The sequence below is a fragment of the Nioella ostreopsis genome (genome assembly GCF_004000255.1).
In the GTDB taxonomy this organism is placed as follows: Bacteria; Pseudomonadota; Alphaproteobacteria; order Rhodobacterales; family Rhodobacteraceae; genus Nioella; species Nioella ostreopsis.
Window position 1 is genome coordinate 132,777 of sequence record NZ_RCIQ01000010.1, and the last position, 21,259, is coordinate 154,035.

17 protein-coding genes are annotated in these 21,259 nt (G+C 62.3%); 4 read left to right on the forward strand and 13 right to left on the reverse strand.

Annotated elements, in window-relative coordinates:
• Positions 1-78: 78 nt before the first annotated feature.
• The 11 genes from EP237_RS12225 to EP237_RS12275 all read right to left on the reverse strand — a co-directional run bounded on the left by EP237_RS12225 (position 79) and on the right by EP237_RS12275 (position 14,162).
• Positions 79-1,107 carry a GlxA family transcriptional regulator gene (locus tag EP237_RS12225; RefSeq protein ID WP_127561178.1) on the reverse strand — a complete coding sequence of 343 codons (1,029 nt, stop codon included), beginning with the start codon at positions 1,105-1,107 and terminating at the stop codon, positions 79-81.
• A gap of 142 nt (positions 1,108-1,249) precedes the next feature.
• Positions 1,250-1,879, reverse strand: a complete 630-nt coding sequence (locus EP237_RS12230) for an HAD family hydrolase (protein WP_164744694.1) — start codon at positions 1,877-1,879, stop codon at positions 1,250-1,252.
• A 55-nt stretch (positions 1,880-1,934) separates the two neighbouring features.
• Positions 1,935-3,083 carry an iron-containing alcohol dehydrogenase gene (locus EP237_RS12235; protein ID WP_127561180.1) on the reverse strand — a complete coding sequence of 383 codons (1,149 nt, stop codon included), beginning with the start codon at positions 3,081-3,083 and terminating at the stop codon, positions 1,935-1,937.
• A 3-nt stretch (positions 3,084-3,086) separates the two neighbouring features.
• Positions 3,087-4,463, reverse strand: coding sequence for an aldehyde dehydrogenase family protein (locus EP237_RS12240; RefSeq protein WP_127561181.1), 1,377 nt, complete (start codon positions 4,461-4,463; stop codon positions 3,087-3,089).
• A gap of 1 nt (position 4,464) precedes the next feature.
• Positions 4,465-5,826: a glutamine synthetase family protein gene (locus EP237_RS12245; RefSeq protein WP_127561182.1), complete on the reverse strand. Its 1,362-nt coding sequence runs from the start codon at positions 5,824-5,826 to the stop codon at positions 4,465-4,467.
• The gene (locus EP237_RS12250; protein WP_127561183.1) at positions 5,819-6,586 is read right to left on the reverse strand and encodes an N-formylglutamate amidohydrolase; all 768 of its coding nucleotides are present in this window, start codon (positions 6,584-6,586) and stop codon (positions 5,819-5,821) included. The genes EP237_RS12245 and EP237_RS12250 overlap by 8 nt, the downstream gene beginning before the upstream one ends.
• A gap of 108 nt (positions 6,587-6,694) precedes the next feature.
• Positions 6,695-9,145: a GcvT family protein gene (locus EP237_RS12255; RefSeq protein ID WP_127561184.1), complete on the reverse strand. Its 2,451-nt coding sequence runs from the start codon at positions 9,143-9,145 to the stop codon at positions 6,695-6,697.
• 7 nt (positions 9,146-9,152) lie between these two features.
• Complete coding sequence (locus tag EP237_RS12260; RefSeq protein WP_206052292.1) at positions 9,153-10,037, reverse strand: phosphotransferase; 885 nt, start codon at positions 10,035-10,037, stop codon at positions 9,153-9,155.
• Positions 10,034-12,073 (reverse strand): ABC transporter permease, encoded by a 2,040-nt coding sequence (locus EP237_RS12265; RefSeq protein ID WP_240661616.1) that lies wholly within the window; start codon positions 12,071-12,073, stop codon positions 10,034-10,036. Before EP237_RS12265 ends, EP237_RS12260 begins: the two co-directional genes overlap by 4 nt.
• Entirely contained in the window at positions 12,070-13,107 is a 1,038-nt protein-coding gene (locus EP237_RS12270) for a quaternary amine ABC transporter ATP-binding protein (protein WP_127561186.1), read from the reverse strand. The genes EP237_RS12265 and EP237_RS12270 overlap by 4 nt, the downstream gene beginning before the upstream one ends.
• A 113-nt stretch (positions 13,108-13,220) precedes the next feature.
• Entirely contained in the window at positions 13,221-14,162 is a 942-nt protein-coding gene (locus tag EP237_RS12275; protein WP_127561187.1) for an ABC transporter substrate-binding protein, read from the reverse strand.
• A gap of 187 nt (positions 14,163-14,349) precedes the next feature.
• Here EP237_RS12275 and EP237_RS12280 point away from each other — a divergent pair, with 187 nt between their 5' ends.
• Both EP237_RS12280 and EP237_RS12285 read left to right on the forward strand, forming a co-directional pair.
• A complete protein-coding gene (locus tag EP237_RS12280; RefSeq protein ID WP_127561188.1) occupies positions 14,350-15,165 on the forward strand; it encodes a DeoR/GlpR family DNA-binding transcription regulator in 816 nt (271 codons plus the stop codon).
• Entirely contained in the window at positions 15,162-15,935 is a 774-nt protein-coding gene (locus EP237_RS12285) for an inositol monophosphatase family protein (protein ID WP_127561189.1), read from the forward strand. Before EP237_RS12280 ends, EP237_RS12285 begins: the two co-directional genes overlap by 4 nt.
• A 45-nt stretch (positions 15,936-15,980) precedes the next feature.
• Here EP237_RS12285 and EP237_RS12290 read toward each other — a convergent pair whose 3' ends face one another.
• Positions 15,981-16,919 carry a phosphotransferase family protein gene (locus EP237_RS12290; protein ID WP_127561190.1) on the reverse strand — a complete coding sequence of 313 codons (939 nt, stop codon included), beginning with the start codon at positions 16,917-16,919 and terminating at the stop codon, positions 15,981-15,983.
• An 87-nt stretch (positions 16,920-17,006) separates the two neighbouring features.
• Positions 17,007-19,442 (reverse strand): GcvT family protein, encoded by a 2,436-nt coding sequence (locus tag EP237_RS12295; RefSeq protein WP_127561191.1) that lies wholly within the window; start codon positions 19,440-19,442, stop codon positions 17,007-17,009.
• 146 nt (positions 19,443-19,588) lie between these two features.
• Here EP237_RS12295 and EP237_RS12300 point away from each other — a divergent pair, with 146 nt between their 5' ends.
• Positions 19,589-20,359: a DeoR/GlpR family DNA-binding transcription regulator gene (locus EP237_RS12300; protein ID WP_127561192.1), complete on the forward strand. Its 771-nt coding sequence runs from the start codon at positions 19,589-19,591 to the stop codon at positions 20,357-20,359.
• Positions 20,360-20,439: 80 nt separating this feature from the next.
• On the forward strand, positions 20,440-21,259 hold an 820-nt coding region (locus EP237_RS12305; protein ID WP_127561193.1), incomplete at its 3' end, for an IS110 family RNA-guided transposase.

Below are 21,259 nucleotides of genomic sequence, written 5' to 3' on the forward strand. Positions count from 1 at the left end.
TGACAGCACCGTTGCTGGTACTCGAGAAGGGATCAGTCTGACGGCAACAGGAACAGGTTCTGATCGAGGAAAGGCGGATCAAGTCCGCCTTTCCAGCATCGAGAACTGATGTGGAGAGACACCATAGCGGCGCCGGAAGTCTGCGGAGAAATAGGTCGTCGTTTCATAGCAGCAAAGGGCGGCGATCTGCACGACACTCATATCCGTTTCCGCGAGGAGGGCTCGCGCATGCCGAAGGCGCCGCTCTTTCATGTATTTCAGCGGCGACAGCCCCACATGGTCGCGGAACAGTCTTTGGATTTGGCGCGGAGAAACTCCGACCGCGTCGTAAAGATTGCCAATTCCGCTCTCGGTCTGGAAATTGTCCTCGATCCACTCGATCGCGCGCAGCAGGTTCTCGTTCCGGGTGCCGAGCCGCGCAGCTATGCAGGGCGTCTGCTCGGCGGTCTCGGAACGCTTGGTTCCGATCAGACATTGCTCCATGGCCGCGAAAACCGCCTTCTCTCCGCAGCAGGCATTGATCAGTTCCAGCGCCATATCCGCGGCTGCCGCCCCGCCCGCGCAGGTAACGATGCGCCCATCGATGCAATAGACCTCGTTGCTTGGATCAAGATCAGGCCAGCGGGCCCGGAAGACCGGATGATGCTCCCAATGCAGAGTGAAACGCCGTCCCGCGAGGATACCGGCCTTTGCGAGCGCGTAGGTGCCGCCGCATATTCCGCCGACCACCCGACCTCGCCGCCAGAGCCCGCGGATATAGTCGGGTAGGCGCGCAGGCAGGTTGGTCTCCGGTTTGCGGCTGGCGCAGACAAAGGTGAAATCCGGCGCCTCCTCGGAACGAACCGGACCATCCACCGGCACCGACATTCCGCTCGAACAGGACACAGCCTGCCCATCCCAGGACCGCAACCGCCACGAGATGATCTTGCGCCCCGCCTCGGCATTGGCGCGTTGGATCGGCTCCAGGACCGAGGACAGCGCCATCATGGAAAACCCGGGTACAACGATGAAATCCATACTGACCGTGCGGGCGTCGGCCCCGGTTCGAGAGACTTGGATTTCTTTGAACGAAAGTCCCCGCTCGCGGGGGGTGAGACAGACATTCATGGCCGCTCTCCCTTGGATTTGATGCCGTTCGATGGTTTCGCAGTCGGATGTGCCCCAACCAGGGATCAGTCTTGTTAACGGAAGGTCGAGTCGACCTTACCAACATTTAACAACATTTTTCCAACATTAAACAACAAAATAATTATCTTTTTGTTGCACCCACCCCTTTTCCCGGAGCACCGGAAAGATGCGAGCGAATGGCCACCGCCAGGTCTTCCGGGCTATCGACCACGATATCGGCGTGAGACATCACGTCAGCCGCCTGCCAGCCCCACGTCACCCCGATGGACACCACACCGGCGGCCCGCGCCGCGTCAATATCGCTGGCGGCGTCGCCGATCATGATACGCGCCGAGGACCAGCTTGCGAGGGTTTCCGCCTTGGTCTGCCCGGTGCCGCCACCAGCCACTATTGAGAACAGCCCGCTCAGACCGTGGTGGCGCAGCACCGCCTCAAGGAAGGGCTGACGGCTGGAGCTGAGCAGCGCCAAGGGTGCGAGTTCCGCGCATTCCCGAAGAAGCTCGGCCATGCCGGGGACCAAGGGAGGCAATCGCGGTGCCGCTAGGGCCAGCTCCGCCATACGCGCAGCGAAGGCCCGTGCGTCGATGCCCATGTCACGTGCCAATTGCTCGAAGGTCAAAGGCCGCAGCCGGGCGAACGGGCGCGCGTCGGACGGAAGGTCGACCCCCACTTCAGCCAAGGCCGTCCGGCAAGTCGCAACCCAAAGATCATGGCTGTCCGCGATGACCCCGTCGAAATCGAAGCAGATCAAGGGCACCTCCCGTCAACGGATCGCCGCGCGGGACCGACGGCGATCCGAACCTGTGCTACGAAAAACAGGCCGCAATCAGGGGCCGGGTGTTTTCCGCCGTCATCTCCACCGGATTGCCGCCCGTCGAAGGGTCTTTCAACGCCCCTTCCAACAAGGCGTCGAAATCAGGATCGGCGATCCCCAGTCCGGTCAGGCTCGACGGAATTCCGAGATCCGCAATCAGCCCCTCCACGAAGCCGCAGAAGCCGTCGAACCCGCCAGAGATTCCGAGGTAATCGGCGGCTTTCCCGATCCGCTCTTCGATCGCGGGGCGGTTGAAGTCCAGAACCGCCCGCATGACGACCGCGTTCGTGGTGCCGTGGTGGGTGCCGTAGATCGCGCCGACCGGGTGGCTGACCGCATGGATCGCGCCGAGGCCCTTCTGAAACGCCACCGCCCCCATCATTGCTGCAGCCATCATCTGGCCGCGGGCCTCCAGGTCGGTGCCATCAGCATAGGCGCGCGGCAGGTTTTCCTTCACCAGCCGCATCCCTTCCAGCGCGATGCCCTGGCTCATCGGATGGAAGTGGGGCGAGCAATAGGCCTCGAGACAATGGGCGAAGGCATCCATGCCGGTGCCTGCCGTGATCTGCTTTGGCATACCGACTGTCAGTTCAGGGTCGCAGATCACGACCGAGGGCAGGACCTTTGGATGAAAGATGATCTTCTTTTCATGCGTTTGAGAATTGGTCAGGACCGAAGCCCGCCCGACCTCGGACCCGGTTCCCGCCGTGGTCGGCACAGCGACATTCGGGAAGATCGCGTCGGCATCGGCACGGGTCCACCAGTCGCCCACATCCTCGAAGTCCCAGACCGGTCGGGTCTGGCCGGCCATGAAGGCAACCATCTTGCCCAGGTCGAGGCCAGAGCCGCCGCCGAAGGCGATCACCCCGTCATGGCCGCCTGCCTTGAACGCTGCGACGCCAGCGGCAAGGTTCATCTCGTTAGGGTTCGGGTCCACCTCGGAAAACAGCGCGCGGCCAAGCCCCGCTTTGTCCAGGATATCAAGCGTGGCCCGTGTGATCGGCAGATCCGCCAGCCCCCGGTCAGTGACAAGAAGCGGGCGTTTCATGCCCGCCGCCGCGCAGGCCTCGGGCAGTTCCTTGATCCGGCCCGCTCCGAAGCGGACAGCGGTGGGATAGGACCAGTTGGCAGTGAGGGTCATGGCTCAGACCTTTTTCTTGAGGTGGAAGGATTTGGGCCGCGTCAGCGCGTGATAGCCCAGAACAGACAGACCGGCACCGCGCCCGGTATCCTTGCAGCCGGTCCAGCACAGGCCCGGGTCGAGGTAATCGCAGCGGTTCATGAAGACGGTGCCGGTTTCCAGCCGGTCCCCAATGGCCTCGGCCGCAGCAGCGTCCGCCGTCCAGATCGAGGCGCTCAGGCCATACTGGCTGTCGTTCATCAGCCGGATTGCCTCTTCGTCGTCCTTCACTGGCATGATGCCAACCACTGGGCCGAAGCTTTCTTCGCGCATCACGTCCATATCATGCGTGACTCCGGTGAGGATCTGTGGGGTCAGATAGGCCCCTCCGTCATCACCCGCCATCGGCGCGATATGGGCCTTGGCCCCGGCGGCCACGGCAGCCTCGATCTGCGCGCGCACCGCGCGGGCAAAGCGCGGGCTGGCCATTGGCCCCATCGTTGTCTCGGGGTCCAACGGATTGCCAAGTTTCGCCTGGTTCACCAGAGCAACCGCCTTTTGCACAAAGGCATCGAAGAGCGGTTCGGCCACGTAGATCCGCTCGATCCCGCAGCAGCACTGGCCCGAGTTGAACATCGCCCCGTCCATCACGCCATCGACTGCCGCATCCAGATCGGCGTCGGCGCGGATATAGGCCGGGTCCTTGCCTCCAAGTTCCGTGGCGACGCTGGTAAAGGTGCCCCCCGCATATTGCTCCATCATCCGCCCGCCGCCAACGGAGCCGGTGAAATTCACGAAATCCACGCAGCCGCCCGAGATGAGCGCGCCAGTAACGTCATGATCGAGGGCGACGTTGACGAACACGTCTTCGGGCACGCCAGCCGCATGGAACGCTTCTGCCAGGTGCTCGCCAACAAGGATGGTCTGCGCCGCGTGTTTCAGCATCACCGTATTCCCGGCAATGAGCGCCGGCGCGATGGTGTTGATGGCGGTCATGTAGGGGTAGTTCCACGGCGCGATCACCATCACGAGGCCAAGCGGCACGCGCTTGATCTGGCGCAGGACCGTGTCGGTTTCTTCGATCACCGCCGGGGCGAGCGACGTCCCCGCGATGTCGCACATATAGCTGGCGCGCTCGTTGAACCCGCCGAACTCGCCGCCATAGCGGATCGGGCGCCCCATCTGCAGGGCCAACTCCCGTGTCATGCGGTCTTGTTGTTCACCGATGATCGCGACGGCCTTTCGGACCAAGGCAATCCGCTCGTCCATCGGGCGCGCTGCCCAGGCCGGTTGCGCCGCGCGGGCGGCAGCGGCCAGGTCGCGGGCATCCGCTTCACTCAGCGTGTCGCGGGTGGCGATCACCGCCCCGTCAATCGGGGATACACAGCTCAGTTTTCCCATGTCAGCACCTTTCAAATCCACGGGCGATTTCCCAGTCCGTCACCACCGCGTCAAAGGCTTCCTGCTCGACCTCAGCGGCACGGGTGTAGTGGTCGACAACGTCATCCCCCATCGCCGCGCGCAGCATGGCCGAGCCGCGCAGGGTCTCGGTCGCATCGCGCAGACTGGTGGGAATTTCCCCCGCCCCGGCATCGCCATAGGCATCGCCGCGCGCGGGCGGTTGCAGCGTTAGCCCCTCTTCGATCCCGGCAATCCCGGCGGCCAACAGCGCAGCCTGCGCCAAGTAGGGGTTCATGTCAGAGCCACCGATGCGGCACTCGATCCGCACACCTTTGGTGCCCTCGCCGCACATGCGGAACCCGGCGGTACGGTTATCGACGGACCACACGGTCTTGGTCGGGGCGAAGGTGCCTTTGCGGAAGCGCTTGTAGCTGTTCACGTAGGGGGCAAGGAAAGCCGTGTAGTCCGGCGCATACTTGATCAGCCCCGCCACGAAGTGATCCATCAACTCCGACTTCGCGTGTGGGCGGTCAGCGTCGTAAAACGCGTTCTGCCCGTCCTTGAACAGCGAACAGTGCACATGGCTGGCCGATCCCACTTTGTCGTGCTGCCATTTCGGCAGGAAAGTGGCCGTCACACCCTGCTGCGCCGCGATCTCCTTGGTCGCGTGCTTGGCAATGGTGTGCTGGTCGGCACACAGCATCGCCGGGCCATAACGAAGGTTGAGTTCTTCCTGCCCCGCCTCGGCCTCGCCCTTGGTGCATTCCACCTCGATCCCCGCCGCGAAAAGATTATTACGCAGGGGCTGCATTACGAACTCTTCGCGGGTGGTTTGCAGGATGCCGTAGTCCTGATTGTAGCCGCCGATCGGCTTGAGGTCGCGGAAGCCCGCCTTGCGGATGTCGTCCGGCGTCCCCTCGAACAGGAAGAATTCCAGCTCGGTTGCCATCATCGCGTCAAAGCCCAAGGTCGCTAGCCGGTCGACCTGCGCCTTGAGGATCTGGCGGGGCGAATGGGGCACCGGCGCATGGTGATGGTGATCGAGCAGGTCGCACAGGACCAGAACGGTCTTGTCGAGCCACGGCACGGGCCGCAGCGTGCTCAGGTCGGGCCGCATGACGTAGTCGCCATAGCCATGTTCCCACGACGTGGCACGGTAGCCATCGGGCGTCGCCATCTCCAGATCGGTGGCGAGCAGGTAGTTGCAGCAATGGGTTTCCCTGATCGCATGATCAAGGAAATTCCGGGCGTGGAAGCGTTTTCCCATCAGGCGGCCCTGCATGTCGACGAGGCACACCAGAACGGTATCGACCTCGCCCTCTTCGACCTGCCGGATCAACGCGTCATGCTTGCTCTCAGTCATCGGAGTTCACTTTCAGTTGGAGAAGGGCCGCGCGCAGCCGATCCGCGATCAGGCGGGCGACGGCCTGTTGTTGGGCTTGGGTGGCAATCAGGTCATTGCGGATTTCCAGCATCACGTTGGGCCAACCCTTGGCGATCCCGTGTTTGCGCAAGGTATGGGTGACGCCATCCTCAGGGCCGTAGGGTACGTTGCGTTCGGCCCGCAGCGGCGCGTCGGCGGGCCAGTCCTGCAGCATCAGGTCGGCGAGTCGACTGTCGTCGTCATGGAGGACGCCGATTTCGAAAGATCGGGGCTGGCCGTGATAGACGGGCGTGAAGCTGTGGACAGTGACCAGAACCCCCTGCCCCCGTACTTTCATCACGCGGTCCACCGCATTGCCGAACGGCTGATAGATTGCGGCAACACGGGCCGCCTTGGCCTCTGCCGACAGGTCCCGGTTCCCGGGAATGTCGAAGACCTCCGAGCGATCTGGATAGGCGCTCTCGGCCTCTGGCGGACGATTGCAGTCGTAGAGCAGACGCGACACGGTGCCCGCGACCAAGTCACCACGCAGCAAGCGTTGCAGCGCCTGCGCCACACCGAGCGCACCAGGATCCCACGCCACGTGGGCCTGCCGCTCCGTCTCGGACAGCCCGAGTGTTCCGAAGGCATCGGGTAAGGCATTGCTGGCATGTTCGCAGACCAGAACGATGGCCGGATCTGCCGAGGCCGCGCCCTGCGTGATCGCTGGCGGGAAAACGGGGGGAGTTGGCGAGATCATGCCAGCATCTCCTTTCCGGGTTTCAGGATACAGGTCAGCCATCCGGCACCCTGCCCGGAAGGGGCAAGGCAGGACGCCGAGGCCGAAGGCTCAAATGAGCCGGTCAGTTCAGCACTTCACGCGCTCCATCTTCGGGTCGAAGAGCGGCTTAAGATGCACCTTGCAGGGCAGTCTCTCGGTCGCCACTTCCAACTCGTAGTCGCCGGACAGGACATAGTCGGCATCGACCCCGGCATCGGACCGGACATAGCCGTAGCCGATCCACTGGTTCAGGGTGTAGCCGAAGCCCGCGGACGACAGGTAGCCAACCCGCTCGCCATTGCGGAAGATGGTGGAACGGCTGCAGACCACGGTCTCCGGATCGTCGGTGGTAAAGGTGGCGAGCATTTTCTTGACGCCCTCGTCCTTCTGCACCTGCACCGCCTCGCGCCCCTTGAAGGGGATGTTCTTGCGGAGTTTGCAGGCCCATCCCAAGCCGGATTCCATCGGCGTGTAGTCGGGGCTGATTTCGCCCGACCACGCGCGATAGCCTTTCTCCAGGCGCAAACTTTCGATCGCACGATAGCCCGCGTCGATCATGCCATGGGCGGCCCCGGCCTCTTTCAGCGCGGCATAAACGGTGGTCGCGTATTCGACCGGCAGGTGAAGTTCCCAGCCAAGCTCGCCCACATAGGTCACGCGTAGCGCGTTCACCGGGCAGCCCGCGATACCAATCGTCTTGGAGGTGCCGAACTTGAAGCCCTCGTTCGACACGTCATCCCGCGTCACCTGTTCCAGGATATCCCGTGCCCGCGGCCCCATCAGCGACAACACGGCATAGGCCGACGTCACATCGACGAGTTGCGCGTTCAGCCCCTCTGGGATGTTCTTGGCAATCCAGTCGAAATCATGGGTGGCATAGCCGGTGCCGGTCACGATGTAATATTCGTCCGGCCCTGTGCGCACACAGGTCAGGTCGCATTCGATCCCGCCACGGTCATTCAGCATCTGGGTGTAGATGAGCGACCCGACCGGCTTGGCAACGTCATTGGCGGCAATCCAGCTCAGCGCCTCTTCCGCGTCCGGGCCTTTCAGGATGAACTTCGCGAACGAGGTCTGGTCGATCAGCACCGCTGTCTCGCGCGCGGCCTTGTGTTCGCGGCCCACGGCGTCGAACCAGTTGGGCTTGCCGAAGGTGTAGACATCTTTCGCCTGCTCTCCCTTCGCCAGATCCGCAAACCAGTTGGGACGCTCCCAGCCGAGTTTCTCACCGAAACAGGCCCCATTGGCCTTGAGCGTGTCATAGAGCGGCGACTTGCGGCAGGGGCGGCCCGAGGAATGCTCCTCTGACGGCCAGGCCATGGTGTAGTGCTTGCCATAGGCCTCCAGCGTGCGAGTGCGCACCCAGTCGGTGTCGAAGTGCGGACGGCCAAAGCGGCGGATATCGACAGGCCAGAGGTCGAACGGCGGTTCGCCGTTGGCGACCCATTCGGCCAGCGCCATGCCTGCGCCGCCACCAGCGGCGATACCATAAGCGTTGAAGCCCGCGCCGACAAAAAAGTTCTTCAACTCGGGCGCTTCGCCGAGAATGAAGTTCCCGTCCGGTGTGAAGCTTTCCGGACCGTTCACCAGTTCCTTGATACCAGCGGTTTCCAGCGCAGGCACGCGGCCGAGAGATAGTTCCATCAGTTGCTCAAAATGCTCGAAGTTCGAGCTCAGCAGCGTGTAATGGAAACCCTTGGGAATTCCGTCCATCGCCCATGGGATCGGGTTCGGCTCGTATCCGCCCATCACGAGTCCGCCAACCTCTTCCTTGTAATAGGTCAGACGATCGGGATCGCGCAGTGTCGGCAGGTCAGAGGTCACGCCATCGATACGTTCGGTCACCATGTACTGGTGCTCGACCGGGACCAGCGGCACGTTCACGCCAACGGTCTTGGCAAAGGTCCGGGTCCACTGGCCGCCGCACAGGATGACCTTTTCGCAGGCAATGTAGCCTTTCTCGGTTTTGACGCCCTTGATGACGCCATCCTGCACGTCGATTTCCAGAACCTTGGTGTCCTCGTAGATTTTCGCCCCCGACATGCGCGCGCCCTTGGCGAGCGCCTGCGTGATGTCGGACGGGTTCGCCTGACCATCGGTTGGCAGGTAGGCAGCGCCCACCACGTCGTCGGTGGTCATCAGCGGCCAGAGTTCCTTGGCCTCGGAGGGCGTCAGCAGTTGCATGTCGAGCCCGAACGACCGCGCGGTCGTTGCCTGTCGCTTCACCTCGGTCCAGCGTTCCTCGTTGCAGGCGAGGCGCAGGCCGCCGTTCATCTTCCAGCCTGTGCCAAGGCCGGTTTCCTCTTCCAGTGTGCGGTAGAGCTTTACGGACTCGCCCAGAAGCTGGGTGATGTTCGCGTTCGAGCGCAATTGGCCGACGAGGCCCGCGGCATGGAAGGTCGTCCCCGAGGTCAGTTTCTTGCGCTCAAGCAGCACAACTTCGGTCCAGCCCATCTTGGCCAGGTGGTAGGCGGTGGAACAGCCAACGATGCCGCCGCCGATGATCACGGCCTTGGCGCTGGTCGGAAAGTCGCTCATTGTGTCCTCACGAGTTTTCAAAGTCTTTCAGGGCGGCGTCGAAACGGGCCCGGTTCTCGGCGGTGTAGGCCGCGTAGTCGAACGCGATCTGCGAGTGGATTTCGGAAACCATGCTCCACATGGTTTCGCGCAGCAGCGAGGCGCATTTCATCGCCAGGTATCGCCGCCACAGGGCGTCGTCGGAGGGCTGACCGTAGTAGAGCTCCAGCAGCTGATGCTCCTGCGCTTCGGTCATCTCGGCGTTAGAGGCGAGGCCCGCGAGATCGAAGAGCGGCGAGTTCAGCCCGCCGTAGTCCCAGTCGATCAGCCACATCCGATCACCCGCATCCAGGAGGTTGGCGGGCAAGAGATCGTTATGTCCAAGCACCACGTCGACCGGGCCGATGGCGGCCTCAAGCCGGTCGGCGGTGGCCAGCAGGTCGGGCAGGTCTGGCCCATGGGCCGAGCCACCCTGGCGCAGCGTTGCCGCATAGTCGCGCAGGATGTGGAACACCCAGAACATCAGGACCGGGCCACGGAGGTGCCGTTGCCCCTCGCCATGAAGGCGCTTCAGCAGGGGCACGATCCGCTCGACCATGCCGGGCGCGCGGACATCCTCTGCCGTAAGGCTCCGGCCCTGCACGAACTCCATCGCCAGGATGCCCGGCTCGGTGTGCACGATCTTGGGCGATAGCCCCGCCGCCTCGGCCGCCCGATGGCAGGCCAGCTCGTTGAAGCGCATGACCTGATGCAACGGGATGTCGCCCCCGACACGCACCACGTAGTCGCGGCCTTGGTCGGTCAGCTTGACGTTGATATTGGTTATCCCGCCGCCAAGTGCCTCGGCCTTGCCGGGACCGGTCCAGATGGGCAGCGACAGCGCCCGCTCGATGGCTTGCTGTTCCATGCTCATGCCATCCCCATCTGCTTGCGCATCCGCTTGGCGGCAGCTTCCAGCAACCGGTCGGCGATGATGGCGATGAAGGCGACGGACAGGCCTGCGACGATCCCTTGCCCGGTATTGGCGCGGGTCAGGGCGATGTAGACCTCCTGGCCCAGGTCGCGGGTGCCGACAAGGGCGGTGATGACCAGCATCGAGAGCGCTAGCATGATCGTCTGGTTCAGGCCGAGCAGCAATTCGGGAAGGATCATCGGCAGCTTGATGCGCCGCATCAATTGCCCCCGCGTGCAGCCTGACACGATCCCCGCTTCGATGATCTGCGGGTCGATGGACCGGATGCCGTGCGCGGCATAGCGGACCGCAGGGGCCAGCGCGTAAGCCACGATGGCAATCATGGCCGAGAAATCGCCGACGCGGAACAGCATCACCACGGGGATCAGGTAGACAAAACTCGGCAGGGTCTGAAGCGTATCAATGAACGCTCCGACGATGCGGTTGGACACCGGGTTGCTCGCCGCCAGAAGCCCAAGCGGGATGCCGATGGCCGAGGCGATCACAACGGAGGCCCCGCAGAGATAGACGGTCATCATCGCCTTGTCCCACAAGCCAGAGAGCACGATCAGTCCGGTTAGCACGAAGACAAGCAAGGACAGCTTCCAGCCGCCGACCCGGAGGCCGATCAGCGTCATTGCCATAAGGCCCCACGGCCACGGGATGCCGACGAAAAATTGGCGCACCGGCAACAGGAACCATGTCAGCAGGAAGGTCTTGGCCGCATCCAGCGTGTCAAAGTAGTTCACGTTGATGTACCCAATGGCATTTTCCCAGATTTGCCCGGTATTGATGACCAGCGCGTCGGGATAGGTCTGCAGCCAGGACGCGGCGGCTCCGATCAGGCCAGTGACAAGGATCACCGCGATAATCGACAGCGACCAGCGATGGCGCATCGCGAACCCGCCTTGGGATTGCGCGGCCTTCTGGGTGACGGTCCGCCCGGCATAGGCCTGGCTCAACCGGTCAAGCGCAATGGCAAGAACGACGATGGCCAGCCCGGCCTCGACCCCACCGCCGATATCGAGGCGGCGCAGCGCGGTCAGAACATCATAGCCAAGCCCCCCTGCCCCGATCATCGAGGCGATGATGACCATGTTGAGCGTCAGCATGATCACCTGGTTTACGCCCACCATCAGCATCGGCTTGGCCGAGGGCACCAGCACCTTCCACATCTGCTGTCGGCGGGTGCAGCCGACCATGCGGCCAAGCTCGGCCAGTTCCTCCGGCACACCGCGCAGCGCCACGATGGTCACGCGGATCATTGGCGGCATGGCATAGATGATCGTTGCCACGAGGGCCGAGACCGGGCCGAAGCCGAACATGAAAAGGATCGGCACCAGATAGGCGAAGACAGGCACCGTCTGCATCAGGTCGAGGATCGGGCGCATGGCACGGTCGACCCAGCGCACACGGAACGCCAAGACCCCCAGGAGCAACCCGCCCCCAGCAGCAATCGGCACCGCGATCAGGACCGAGGCCAGGGTCAGCATGGCGCTTTCCCACTGACCGAACACAGCAAGATAGGTGAAGCAGAGCCCCATCAACACTGCCATCGACCAGCTCTTCGTGTAGTGGCCTACGGCGGTCACTGTGAAGATCACGGCGACCCAACTCAGGGGCGGCAGGATCTGCACGGCCTGCTGTCCGATACCTTGCTGCAACCCGGTGACCAGAACATCGACGACCAGATCATAGGGTGCCTCGATCACGGCCGAGATGGCACGGGTCACGTCACGGAACAGAATTCCGAACAGCTGCGCATCATGCAGCAGCCAGTCCATGAATGCGGTGATCCGGCTCTCGAAGTCGGGCTGCCACGTGGCGGGAAAGCGAATGATCCAGCGGGCATCCAGCGCGCGGTAAATGTCGAAGGCGTAATGCGACACCGCCCAGGTGAGGATCAGCAAGCCGCCCCAGAACAGCCATGGCGCACGCAACCAGGTCAACGACCGCAGGCGGATCGGGGTCTTGAGGTCTTGGTCGAGGACACTCACGCGTTCACCCCCCGACCGATCAGGACGTCGATGATCTCGCGCCGGCCAATGTGTCCAACCGTGCGCCCGTCTTCATCGGCGATGTTGAAATCCGTGTCGGAGCGTTCCACTTCGTCGGCGATCGACTCCACCCTGTCAGTGACCGAAAGCGTGCCCGCCGCGGTGCCGTCGACAGCACCGGGTCGCATGATCGAGCGCAGGGTCAGAACCTTGGCACGCGGGATATAGCGGGTGAATTCGGACACGTAGTCGTCTGCCGGGTTCAGCACCAGTTCCTCGGGACGAGCGACCTGCACGATCTCGCCGTCACGCATCACCGCGATGCGGTCGGCCAGACGGATCGCCTCGTCGAAATCGTGGGTGATGAAGACGATGGTCTTCTTGAGCATCCCTTGCAGACGCAGGAACTCGTCCTGCATCTCGCGCCGGATCAGGGGGTCGAGCGCAGAGAACGGCTCATCAAGAAACCAGAGGTCCGGCTCTACCGCTAGCGATCGGGCAATACCGACGCGCTGCTGCTGCCCCCCCGACAGTTGTGCCGGGTAGTAGTTTTCGCGCCCTTTCAGACCCACCAGTTCAATCACTTCGCGCGCCCGCTCTTCGCGTTTGGCGCGCGGCATGCCCTGCACCTCGAGCGGGAAGGCGGCATTCTGCAGTACGGTCAGGTGCGGCAACAGGGCGAAATGCTGGAACACCATGCCCATACGTTTGCGGCGGATCTCGATCAGCTGCTTGTCGGACTTGGAAAGGATGTCCTGCCCATCGAAGATCAGTTCGCCCGCCGTGGGCTGAATCAGACGCGACAGGCAGCGCACGAGGGTGGATTTTCCGGAGCCGGAGAGGCCCATGATGACGAAGATTTCGCCTTCGTAAATTTTCACGTTGGCTTTGCGCACGGCCCCCACCATGTGGTGGGCTTGCAGATCTTCGGCCGACGGGCTTCCGGCATAGGCTTTCACGAAGCCCTCGGGATTGTGGCCGTAGACCTTCCACAGGTCGTTACATTCGAGCAATGCAGGTCTTGTCTGGGTCATTTTGGGGTCTCATCACGAACTGACGGTCAGGCGCGGGACAAAGCCCGGGCGGTTGGGGCCCGCGCACATGGCGGGCCCCGGTGTCTGCCCCAAGGGCCGACAGGGAGAGGCGATTACTGGATCCAGGCGCGCCAGGTATCTTCGTGGTCGGCGATCCACCGGGCGGCCACATCTTCCACGGCCTCACCGTTCAGGTCGACCAAACCCACCATCTCGCTCATGTCGTCATTCGAAATGGTGAAAGCTTCGATCGCCGCAGCCGCCCCCGGCCACTGCTCCGGCACTCCGGCCCAACCGACGGCCGTGATGTCACCGCGCGGCTTGCCGCAGTCATAGGCCATGTCAGGGTTCACACCCCATGAAGGATCTTCGTAGCAAGCGGGTTCATAGGCAGGGAATTCGACGAAACTCCCGTCATAGCGCGAGGTCGCCCAATGCGGGGTATAGATCCACAACACGATAGGCGCCTGACGCTGGTAAGCGGACTCAAGTTCCGCGAACAAGGCCGCGTCCGTCCCTGCGTGCACCACTTCAAAGTCGAGGCCCAGAGCTTCGATCCGCTCTTCGTCGAAGCCGCCCCAAGTCACGGGACCGCCGAGATAGCGACCAAAGGGAGCGGTTTCAGCTGTTGAAAAGAGTTGGGCGCAGTCATTGAGCGCCTGCCAGTCGGGCAATCCCGGGCACTGCTCTTCCATATAGGAGGGATACCACCAGTCTTCGATCGCCTGCATGCCGGTGGGGCCGAAGCTGACGACATTGCCGGTCGCGATGGCCGCGTCCATGGCTTCCTGACCGGTGGTGGCCCAGATTTCCATGGCCACGTGCAGATCGCCGGATTCGAGCCCCGCAAATTGAGCGATGTAGTCGGCCTGCACATATTCGACGTTATAGCCGGCCTCTTCCAGGATGCCGCCCATGATGTGAGTGGTCAGAAGTTGCCCGGTCCAGTCGTGCAGCGTCATTCGGATCGGCTCCAGGCTTTCAACTTCAGCCATGGCAGGAGCGGCCACGGTCATAGCCAGCAAGCTGGCGGCGACGAGTTTCTTGCAGGTCATATCGACTCTCCCCGTTGGTTTTTTCTCGAATCTGGTTGTTTCGTGAACTTGCCATCAAAAACTCAACCAACTCCAACACAAAATCAACGCTTTTGTTTGCCTTTCCCACTTTTTTCTTGGCTTTGAATTCATTTTTGTGGAAGTTACGTCTATAAATGCATCATTTCCGCTACGTTCAGGCGAGTTTATGGCCCTATCAACACGACCCAGCAGCGGCACACCGGCCCGAGCACAGGAGATTCTCGACCTTCTGCGCCTGTCGGGCGGCAGTTGCCGCATCAACGCCCTGGCCGAAGCGATCGGCGTGACCGAGGAGACCGTGCGCCGGAACATTAAGCGCCTGACCACAGAGGGGCTGGTTCAAAAGTTCCACGGTTCAGTGCAACTGGTGGAGGCAAAGACGGAACTGAGCTTCTCCGTCCGGATGGCGGAGGAACCCGACGCCAAGCGCCGGATCGCCGCCCATGTCGCGGCAAAGATCCCGAGCGGCGCGTCCCTGTTCCTCGATATTGGCTCGACCACAGCCTACATCGCGCAAGCGCTACAGGGGCATTCCGACCTGTTCGTCGTCACCAACTCGGTCGCCGTGGCCCACGCGTTGGCCGCGCGCAATGGCAATCGCGTGTTCATGCCTGGAGGTGAACTGCGTCCACATGACGGAGGCATCTTCGGTGTCGACGCGCTCGACTTCATCAGCCGGTTCCAGGCCGATTTCGCCATCCTGTCCATTGCCGCCATCGACGCGCTGAACACCTTCTCGATCTTCGATCTGGAAGAGGCCAAATATTCGCGCGCCATCATGGACCGGGCCGCCACGCGCATCGTCGCCGCCGACAGCTCCAAGTTCGGGCGCCGCGCGCCGATTGCGCTGGCAAACCCGGAGCTGCTGGACCTTCTGATTACGGACAACCAACCGCCTGCCGACATCTCGGCCAAGCTCGCCGAGCTGGAAATCGAGATTGCGCTGGCCACCTCCCTCCCGCAGACCGGACAATTGACATGACTGACCTTCCCGCCCTTCTGGCTACGGCCCTTCGCATCACCGGGGACGCGGCCGACATCTCCCGCTCCGGGTTCAACGCCGTGTCCGAGATCGACCTCAAATCCGATGAAAGTCCAGTGACTGCCTCGGATCGCGCAACGGAAAAAGCGATCCGCGAGGCTCTGGTGGCGGAATTCCCGGAAGATGGGATTTTCGGCGAGGAATACGGCATCGAAGGGCTGGATCGCCCCCGTGTGTGGGTCGTGGACCCCATTGACGGCACCAAGAGCTTCATTACCGGCGTGCCGCTTTTCGGGATGCTGATGGCCCTGGTCGAGGACGGCGAAACGCTGCTTGGCATCATCCGCCTGCCCGCGCTGGATCAGGTCTATGCCGGGGCAAGGGGCCTTGGCGCGACGAAGGACGGCAAACCGATCCGGGTGTCGCGCTGTACTGCGCTAACGGACGCGACCCTGTTCATCAACGAGGCCGAGAAGATTCATGGCGACGATCCGGCATTGTTCGGCCGGCTTTGCACGGCGGGCAAGCTGCGGCGGATGGGGTATGATTGCCACCCGCACGCTCTGGTGGCCGAGGGCCGGATTGACGCCGTGGTCGATTACGACCTTAAGCCCTATGACTACCTGCCCGTGGCCGGCGTGGTTGAAGCCGCGGGCGGGATCATGACCGATTGGCAGGGCCAACCGCTGAATTTCGAGTCCGACGGCCGGGTGGTCTCGGCCGCTACGCCTGACCTTCACGCAGAGCTACTCGCCTTCCTCAACGCATGAAAAAAGGCGCCCTGCGGGGCGCCTTTCCCGTTCGACTGGGCGGGATCACCCTGCCTTCACATTCGCCACATGACTGTCGAACTCGGGCGCGTTCATCAGCGCCTTGCAGCGGTCGAACCGGGTCACCGCATATAGCCAGAAATCCTCGGCAGGATTGCCATCAGCATGCTGGATCAGGCCCCAGAGCGTCCAAAGCAGATCGCACATGGCTTTGTAGATGACCACGCGACCTTTCTCGGCGGCGGTCGGCGTGCGACCGAAATACGCGTGCAGCATCTCGGCCTCCATCGCTTCGGTGAAATGCCCTTCAACCGACACGTCGCCCAGATCCCAGAGCGGGTCGTTCATGCCGCCGTATTCATAGTCGACAATCCACATCTTCTGACCGTCATCGAGGAAGTTCTCGCAAAGCGGATCGCAATGACAGGGCGCGAGGTCCACTGGATGCGCCTCCAATGCTTCACGTACCGGCGCGGCGGCTGCGACCACGTCATGATACCCGTCGGGCAAGGTCGAGTTCGCCTTCTTGGAGAGCACGTCGAGATAGTCCTCGATCATCTGGAACAGCTCGAACCGCCCGGCAAATTCTTCGCCCGACTGGTGCAACAGCCGCAACGCAGCACCCGCGCGGCCGGGGCTGCCCTTGATTGCGGCGAAATTCTCGGGCGTCATCGTGGTCACGTTTTCAATGCAATCCATGACCAGCAGGCCGGTTTCGGGTTCGGCGTAGTGAATCGCGGCGGACACCCCGGCCCGCGCGGCAGCTTCGGCATTGGTCAGTTCAGCAACCCGGTCGATATATTCTTCCGTCCCCACCCCGGCGAGGCGCACGACCACCGGCGCCGCTTGCGGCGCGTCGACCCGGAAGACGAGGTTGGTCAGCCCGCCCATCCGGGTAATGGTCAGGGCCTCTTCGGGGATGTCGGCGAAGCCGGGCGTTTTCGAAAGCGCATCCAGAATCTCTGCGCGATGATCTGTTGTCATGAGCGGCCTCCCTGTCTGGCGGTCTTGTTCTGATTTCTAAAAGGAATAGCGGGCAAGCCAATCCCTGTTGGCCTGCCCGCCGTGACGTTACGCTTTCAAGCGATGGTTCTCGGGGTCGTAGAGCGGCCCGGCGACCCGAGTGATTGCGTGTGTATCTCCGAAGACGACGCAGTCGAACGCCGTTTCGCTGGCCATGTCGGCAGGCAGATACCCCATCAGGATCGTCTTTTCGACAGTATGCCCCCAGGCCGCCGAGGTGGCCAGTGATACCGTCTTGCCATTCAGCAGGATCGGCTCACCGCCGGACACCGGCAGGTTCTGATCGGTCACGAAGGTGCACAATACCTGCGACGGGCCCTCGGCCTTCTGCTTTTCGAGCACATCGCGTCCCAGGAAATCACCCTTGGATTTGAGGTGAACGCGGAAGCCAAGCCCTGCCTCGATCGGTGTGTAGTCTGGGGTGATATCGCCGGACCAGTAGAGATAGCCCTTCTCCATCCGCAGGCTCTCGATCGCGCGGTAGCCGATATTGCGAATGCCATGGGCCTGCCCGGCCTGCCAGAGGGTGTCATAGACATGGGCGGCAAACTCTGTCGGTACATGCAACTCCCACCCCAGTTCGCCGACATAGCCGATCCGGGCGGCGCGGACCTTGGCCATACCGACGATGATCTCTTGTGCCGTGGCGAAAGGAAAGGCGTCGTTCGACAGATCGTTTTCCGACACAGCCTGCAGCACGGCGCGGGCCTTGGGACCGACAATGTTGATCACCGCCCGCGCTGACGTCAGTTCGATCAAGTGAACCGTCCCGTCCGTGGGCATGTGGCGACGAATCCAATCCTCGTCATGTACGCCAAAGCCCGAACCGGTCACGAGGTAGAAGCTGTCCTGACCGGTGCGGGTGATTGTGATATCGGCCTCGATCCCGCCCGTCTCATTGCAGAACTGCGCGTAGATGACCGCCCCCACGGGCTTGTCGATGTTGCACGCGGCGAGTTTCTGCAAAAGGTCCAGCGCGCCCGGCCCCACAAGTTCGAACTTGGAGAAAGAGGTCTGGTCGATCAGCGCCACGCCCTCACGCACCGCACGATGTTCCTCGGCCACGTATTTATTGTAGCCGGGATTGATGAAGGCCAGTTGGTCCTCCTGTGGCACGCCGTCCGGCGCGAACCAGAGCGGCCGTTCCCAACCGTTCTTGGACCCGAAGATCGCACCGGCCTTTTCCAGCCGGTCATGCAGCGGTGACAAGCGCAGGTTGCGGGCGGTCTGGTATTCCTGCCCCGGATAGCGTTGCTTGTAGTGATATTCGTAGTGCTCGACCGCGCGCGGATACATGAACCGCTTGGTTCCGTGGTGGGGCGAGAACCGACGCACGTCGAGCGGCCAGAGATCAAGGCTCGGGCGACCCTCCAAAATCCACTCGGCGATCATCTCGCCGGCCCCGCCACCGGCGGCGATCCCGTACAGGAATCCGGTCGCCATCATAAGGTTGTCGAAGCCGGGCTGCCAGCCGAGGACGAAATCGCCGTCTGCCGAATAGGGGATCGGGCCGTTGATGACCGAGCGGATGCCGACGTCATTGATCACCGGGGTGACCTTGGCAGCCAATTCTGCCAACGGGCCGAACCGGTCGAGGTTGTCGGGCAGAAGCTGACGCACGAACTCGCCGGGAATGCCGTCATCGCCGAAAGGCAGCGTGCCTTCCTCGTAGCCGCCGATCACAAGACGCCCACCCGCATCCGGCTTGTAATAGACCAGCCGCTCGGGGTCGCGCAGCGTGGGCAGATCCTTGACGCTGTCGGTGTCGGTGTCGGTGTCGGGAAGCGGTTCGGTCACGATATACTGGTGTTCAACCGCACAGGCCGGCACCGTCAGGCCCAACTTGGCGCCGACCTCGCGACTCCACATGCCAGCGGCGATGGTGACAGTCTCGGCCTCCCAGGTGCCTTCATCGGTTTCCACTTCTGCGATCCGGCCGTCGACCACCTTGAAATCCAGCACCTTCACACCCTGCCGGATCTGCGCCCCGTGCTTGCGCGCGCCCGCCGCGATAGCCTGACAAAGGCTCGCCGGATCAACATGACCGTCAGACGGGATGAAGGCCGCCCCTTCCAACCCCTTGGTGTCGATATAAGGGAACAGCTCTTTCGCTTCCTCCGGGGTGATGATGTTCATTTCCAGATCGAAGCTTTGCGCCATCGTGGCGAGGCGCTTAGCCTCCAGAAGCCTGTCCTTCGTCGCTGCAAGCCGCAGGCTCCCGACCTTCTTCCAGTCGAAGGCCATGCCGGTCTCTGCTTCCAGCCGATCATAGAGTTCGACGGATTTTTTCAGCATGCGGGTCGTGTTCCGGCTGGAGCGCAGCTGCCCGACCAGCCCCGCCGCATGCCAGGTGGCACCTTCGGTAATCGACGCCTTCTCCAGAACGACAACGTCCTTCTCGCCGGCGCGCGCCAAGTGATACGCGACGGAACAGCCGATGATGCCGCCGCCGATGATGAGATGCTTCGCAGAATGCGTGGGCATGTGTTGATTCTCCCGATGAACTCCACCCAAAAATGACTCTTTCCAACATTTTGTAAAGCTTTTTGTTGATATTTGCCTGAATATGGCCATTGAAACCGAGAGATGTCAGGATATAGTAACAGAAAACAACAAATTTGGTGGCTGATATGTCGAAATACGAACAGGAGATCCTGGATACCGTGGCCCTGCACGGCACCATCTCCGTCACCGCCTTGGCCGAGCAATTGAACGTGACGGACCAGACCATCCGCCGCATCGTGAAGCCCATGGTGGAAAAGGGTCAGGTCGAGAAGGTGCACGGCGCGATCATGGCAGCCGCCGCGCAAAATGATCCGCCACTGGCCGCACGATTGGTCGAAAACCGGCAGGAAAAGGCCGGCATCGCGAAGCTTGTTGCCGGGATGATCCCGATGGGCGCGGTTCTGGCGATCGACGCGGGCTCGACCTCGGGCTTCATCGCGCAGGCGCTGACCCGGCATCGCAACCTGACGGTGGTCACGAACTCTGCCTATATCGCGTCAACTTTGGCCATGATCGAAGGAAACCGCGTGTTCATGGCAGGAACCCAGTTGCGGAACCATGACTGCGCTGCCTTCGACCGTGCCGCTTTCGACGTGGTGGCGCAATTCACTGCGGATTACGCGATCATGACCGCCTCGCTCGTTCATCCAGAGCTTGGTTTTCTCGTCCACGACCAGCACGAGGTCGACATGGCCCGCGAGATGGCCACCATCGCCGAACGGCGCATCATGGCGGTGGACTACAGCAAGTGGCGAGACCGCAAAGCGGACTCTCCCCTGCGCCTGCCCTCGTTAAGGCCAGGCGACATCGTCGTGACCAACGAACACCCGGGGCCGGACTATGCACATCTGCTGCGCGATCTCGATCTGCGCCTGCCGAAAGCAGCGAGCGCCTAACTGAGCTAATGGGATGAACTGCCTTCCCGCCAAACCGCAGCTATTGTTGCGGGCATCGGTGGAGAGAGAGGAGCATTCTGATGGGTATCGAAGTATTGGGCATTGATCTGGGCAAGACCGTTTGCAGCCTTGCGGGATTGGACGCAGCAGGAGCGGTCGTGTACCGCAAGCGTCTTCAACGTCACCGGTTGCTGGACTTTTTGGAAGGTATGGACCCCTGCATTGTTGCGATGGAGGCTTGCGGCGGCGCGCATCACATTGGTCGTTTTTGCCTTCAACACGGACATGAGCCTCGACTGATGTCGCCGCTTTATGTCCGGCCCTACGTCAAGGTTCACAAAAATGATGACCGTGATGCGGAGGCGATCGCCGAGGCCGCGACGCGCCCGACAATGTCATTCGTCGCGATTAAATCGGAAGAGCAGCTTGATCTTCAGGCTCTGCATCGAGCCCGCGAGCGGCTGGTGACCGAAAGAACACGCCTTATCAATCAGGGCCGGGGCTTTCTGATGGAGCGCGGCATTCGGGTCGGAACAGGTCGCCATGTCGTCCAGATAGAACTGGTGAGATTGGTTGCGACAGGCACCGCTGATCTGTCGCACCGTATCCTGACGATGTTGTCGGACATGATGGCGGAGTTGGCCACGATCAACGACCGGGTCGCAGCGATCGACACCGAGATCAAGGCTCTGGCCAAGGCAGATGCCGACATGCAGCGCTTGATGGAGATCCCTGGCGTCGGCCCAACGATTGCCAGCGCCCTTGTGGCCGCGGTTGGAACCGGCAGCAGCTTTGCCAAAGGGCGCGATCTTGCCGCATGGCTTGGTCTCGTGCCACGGCAGATCACCACAGGTGGAAAAGCCAAGCTGATCGGCATCGGCGTTGTTGCAGAACTCTCAC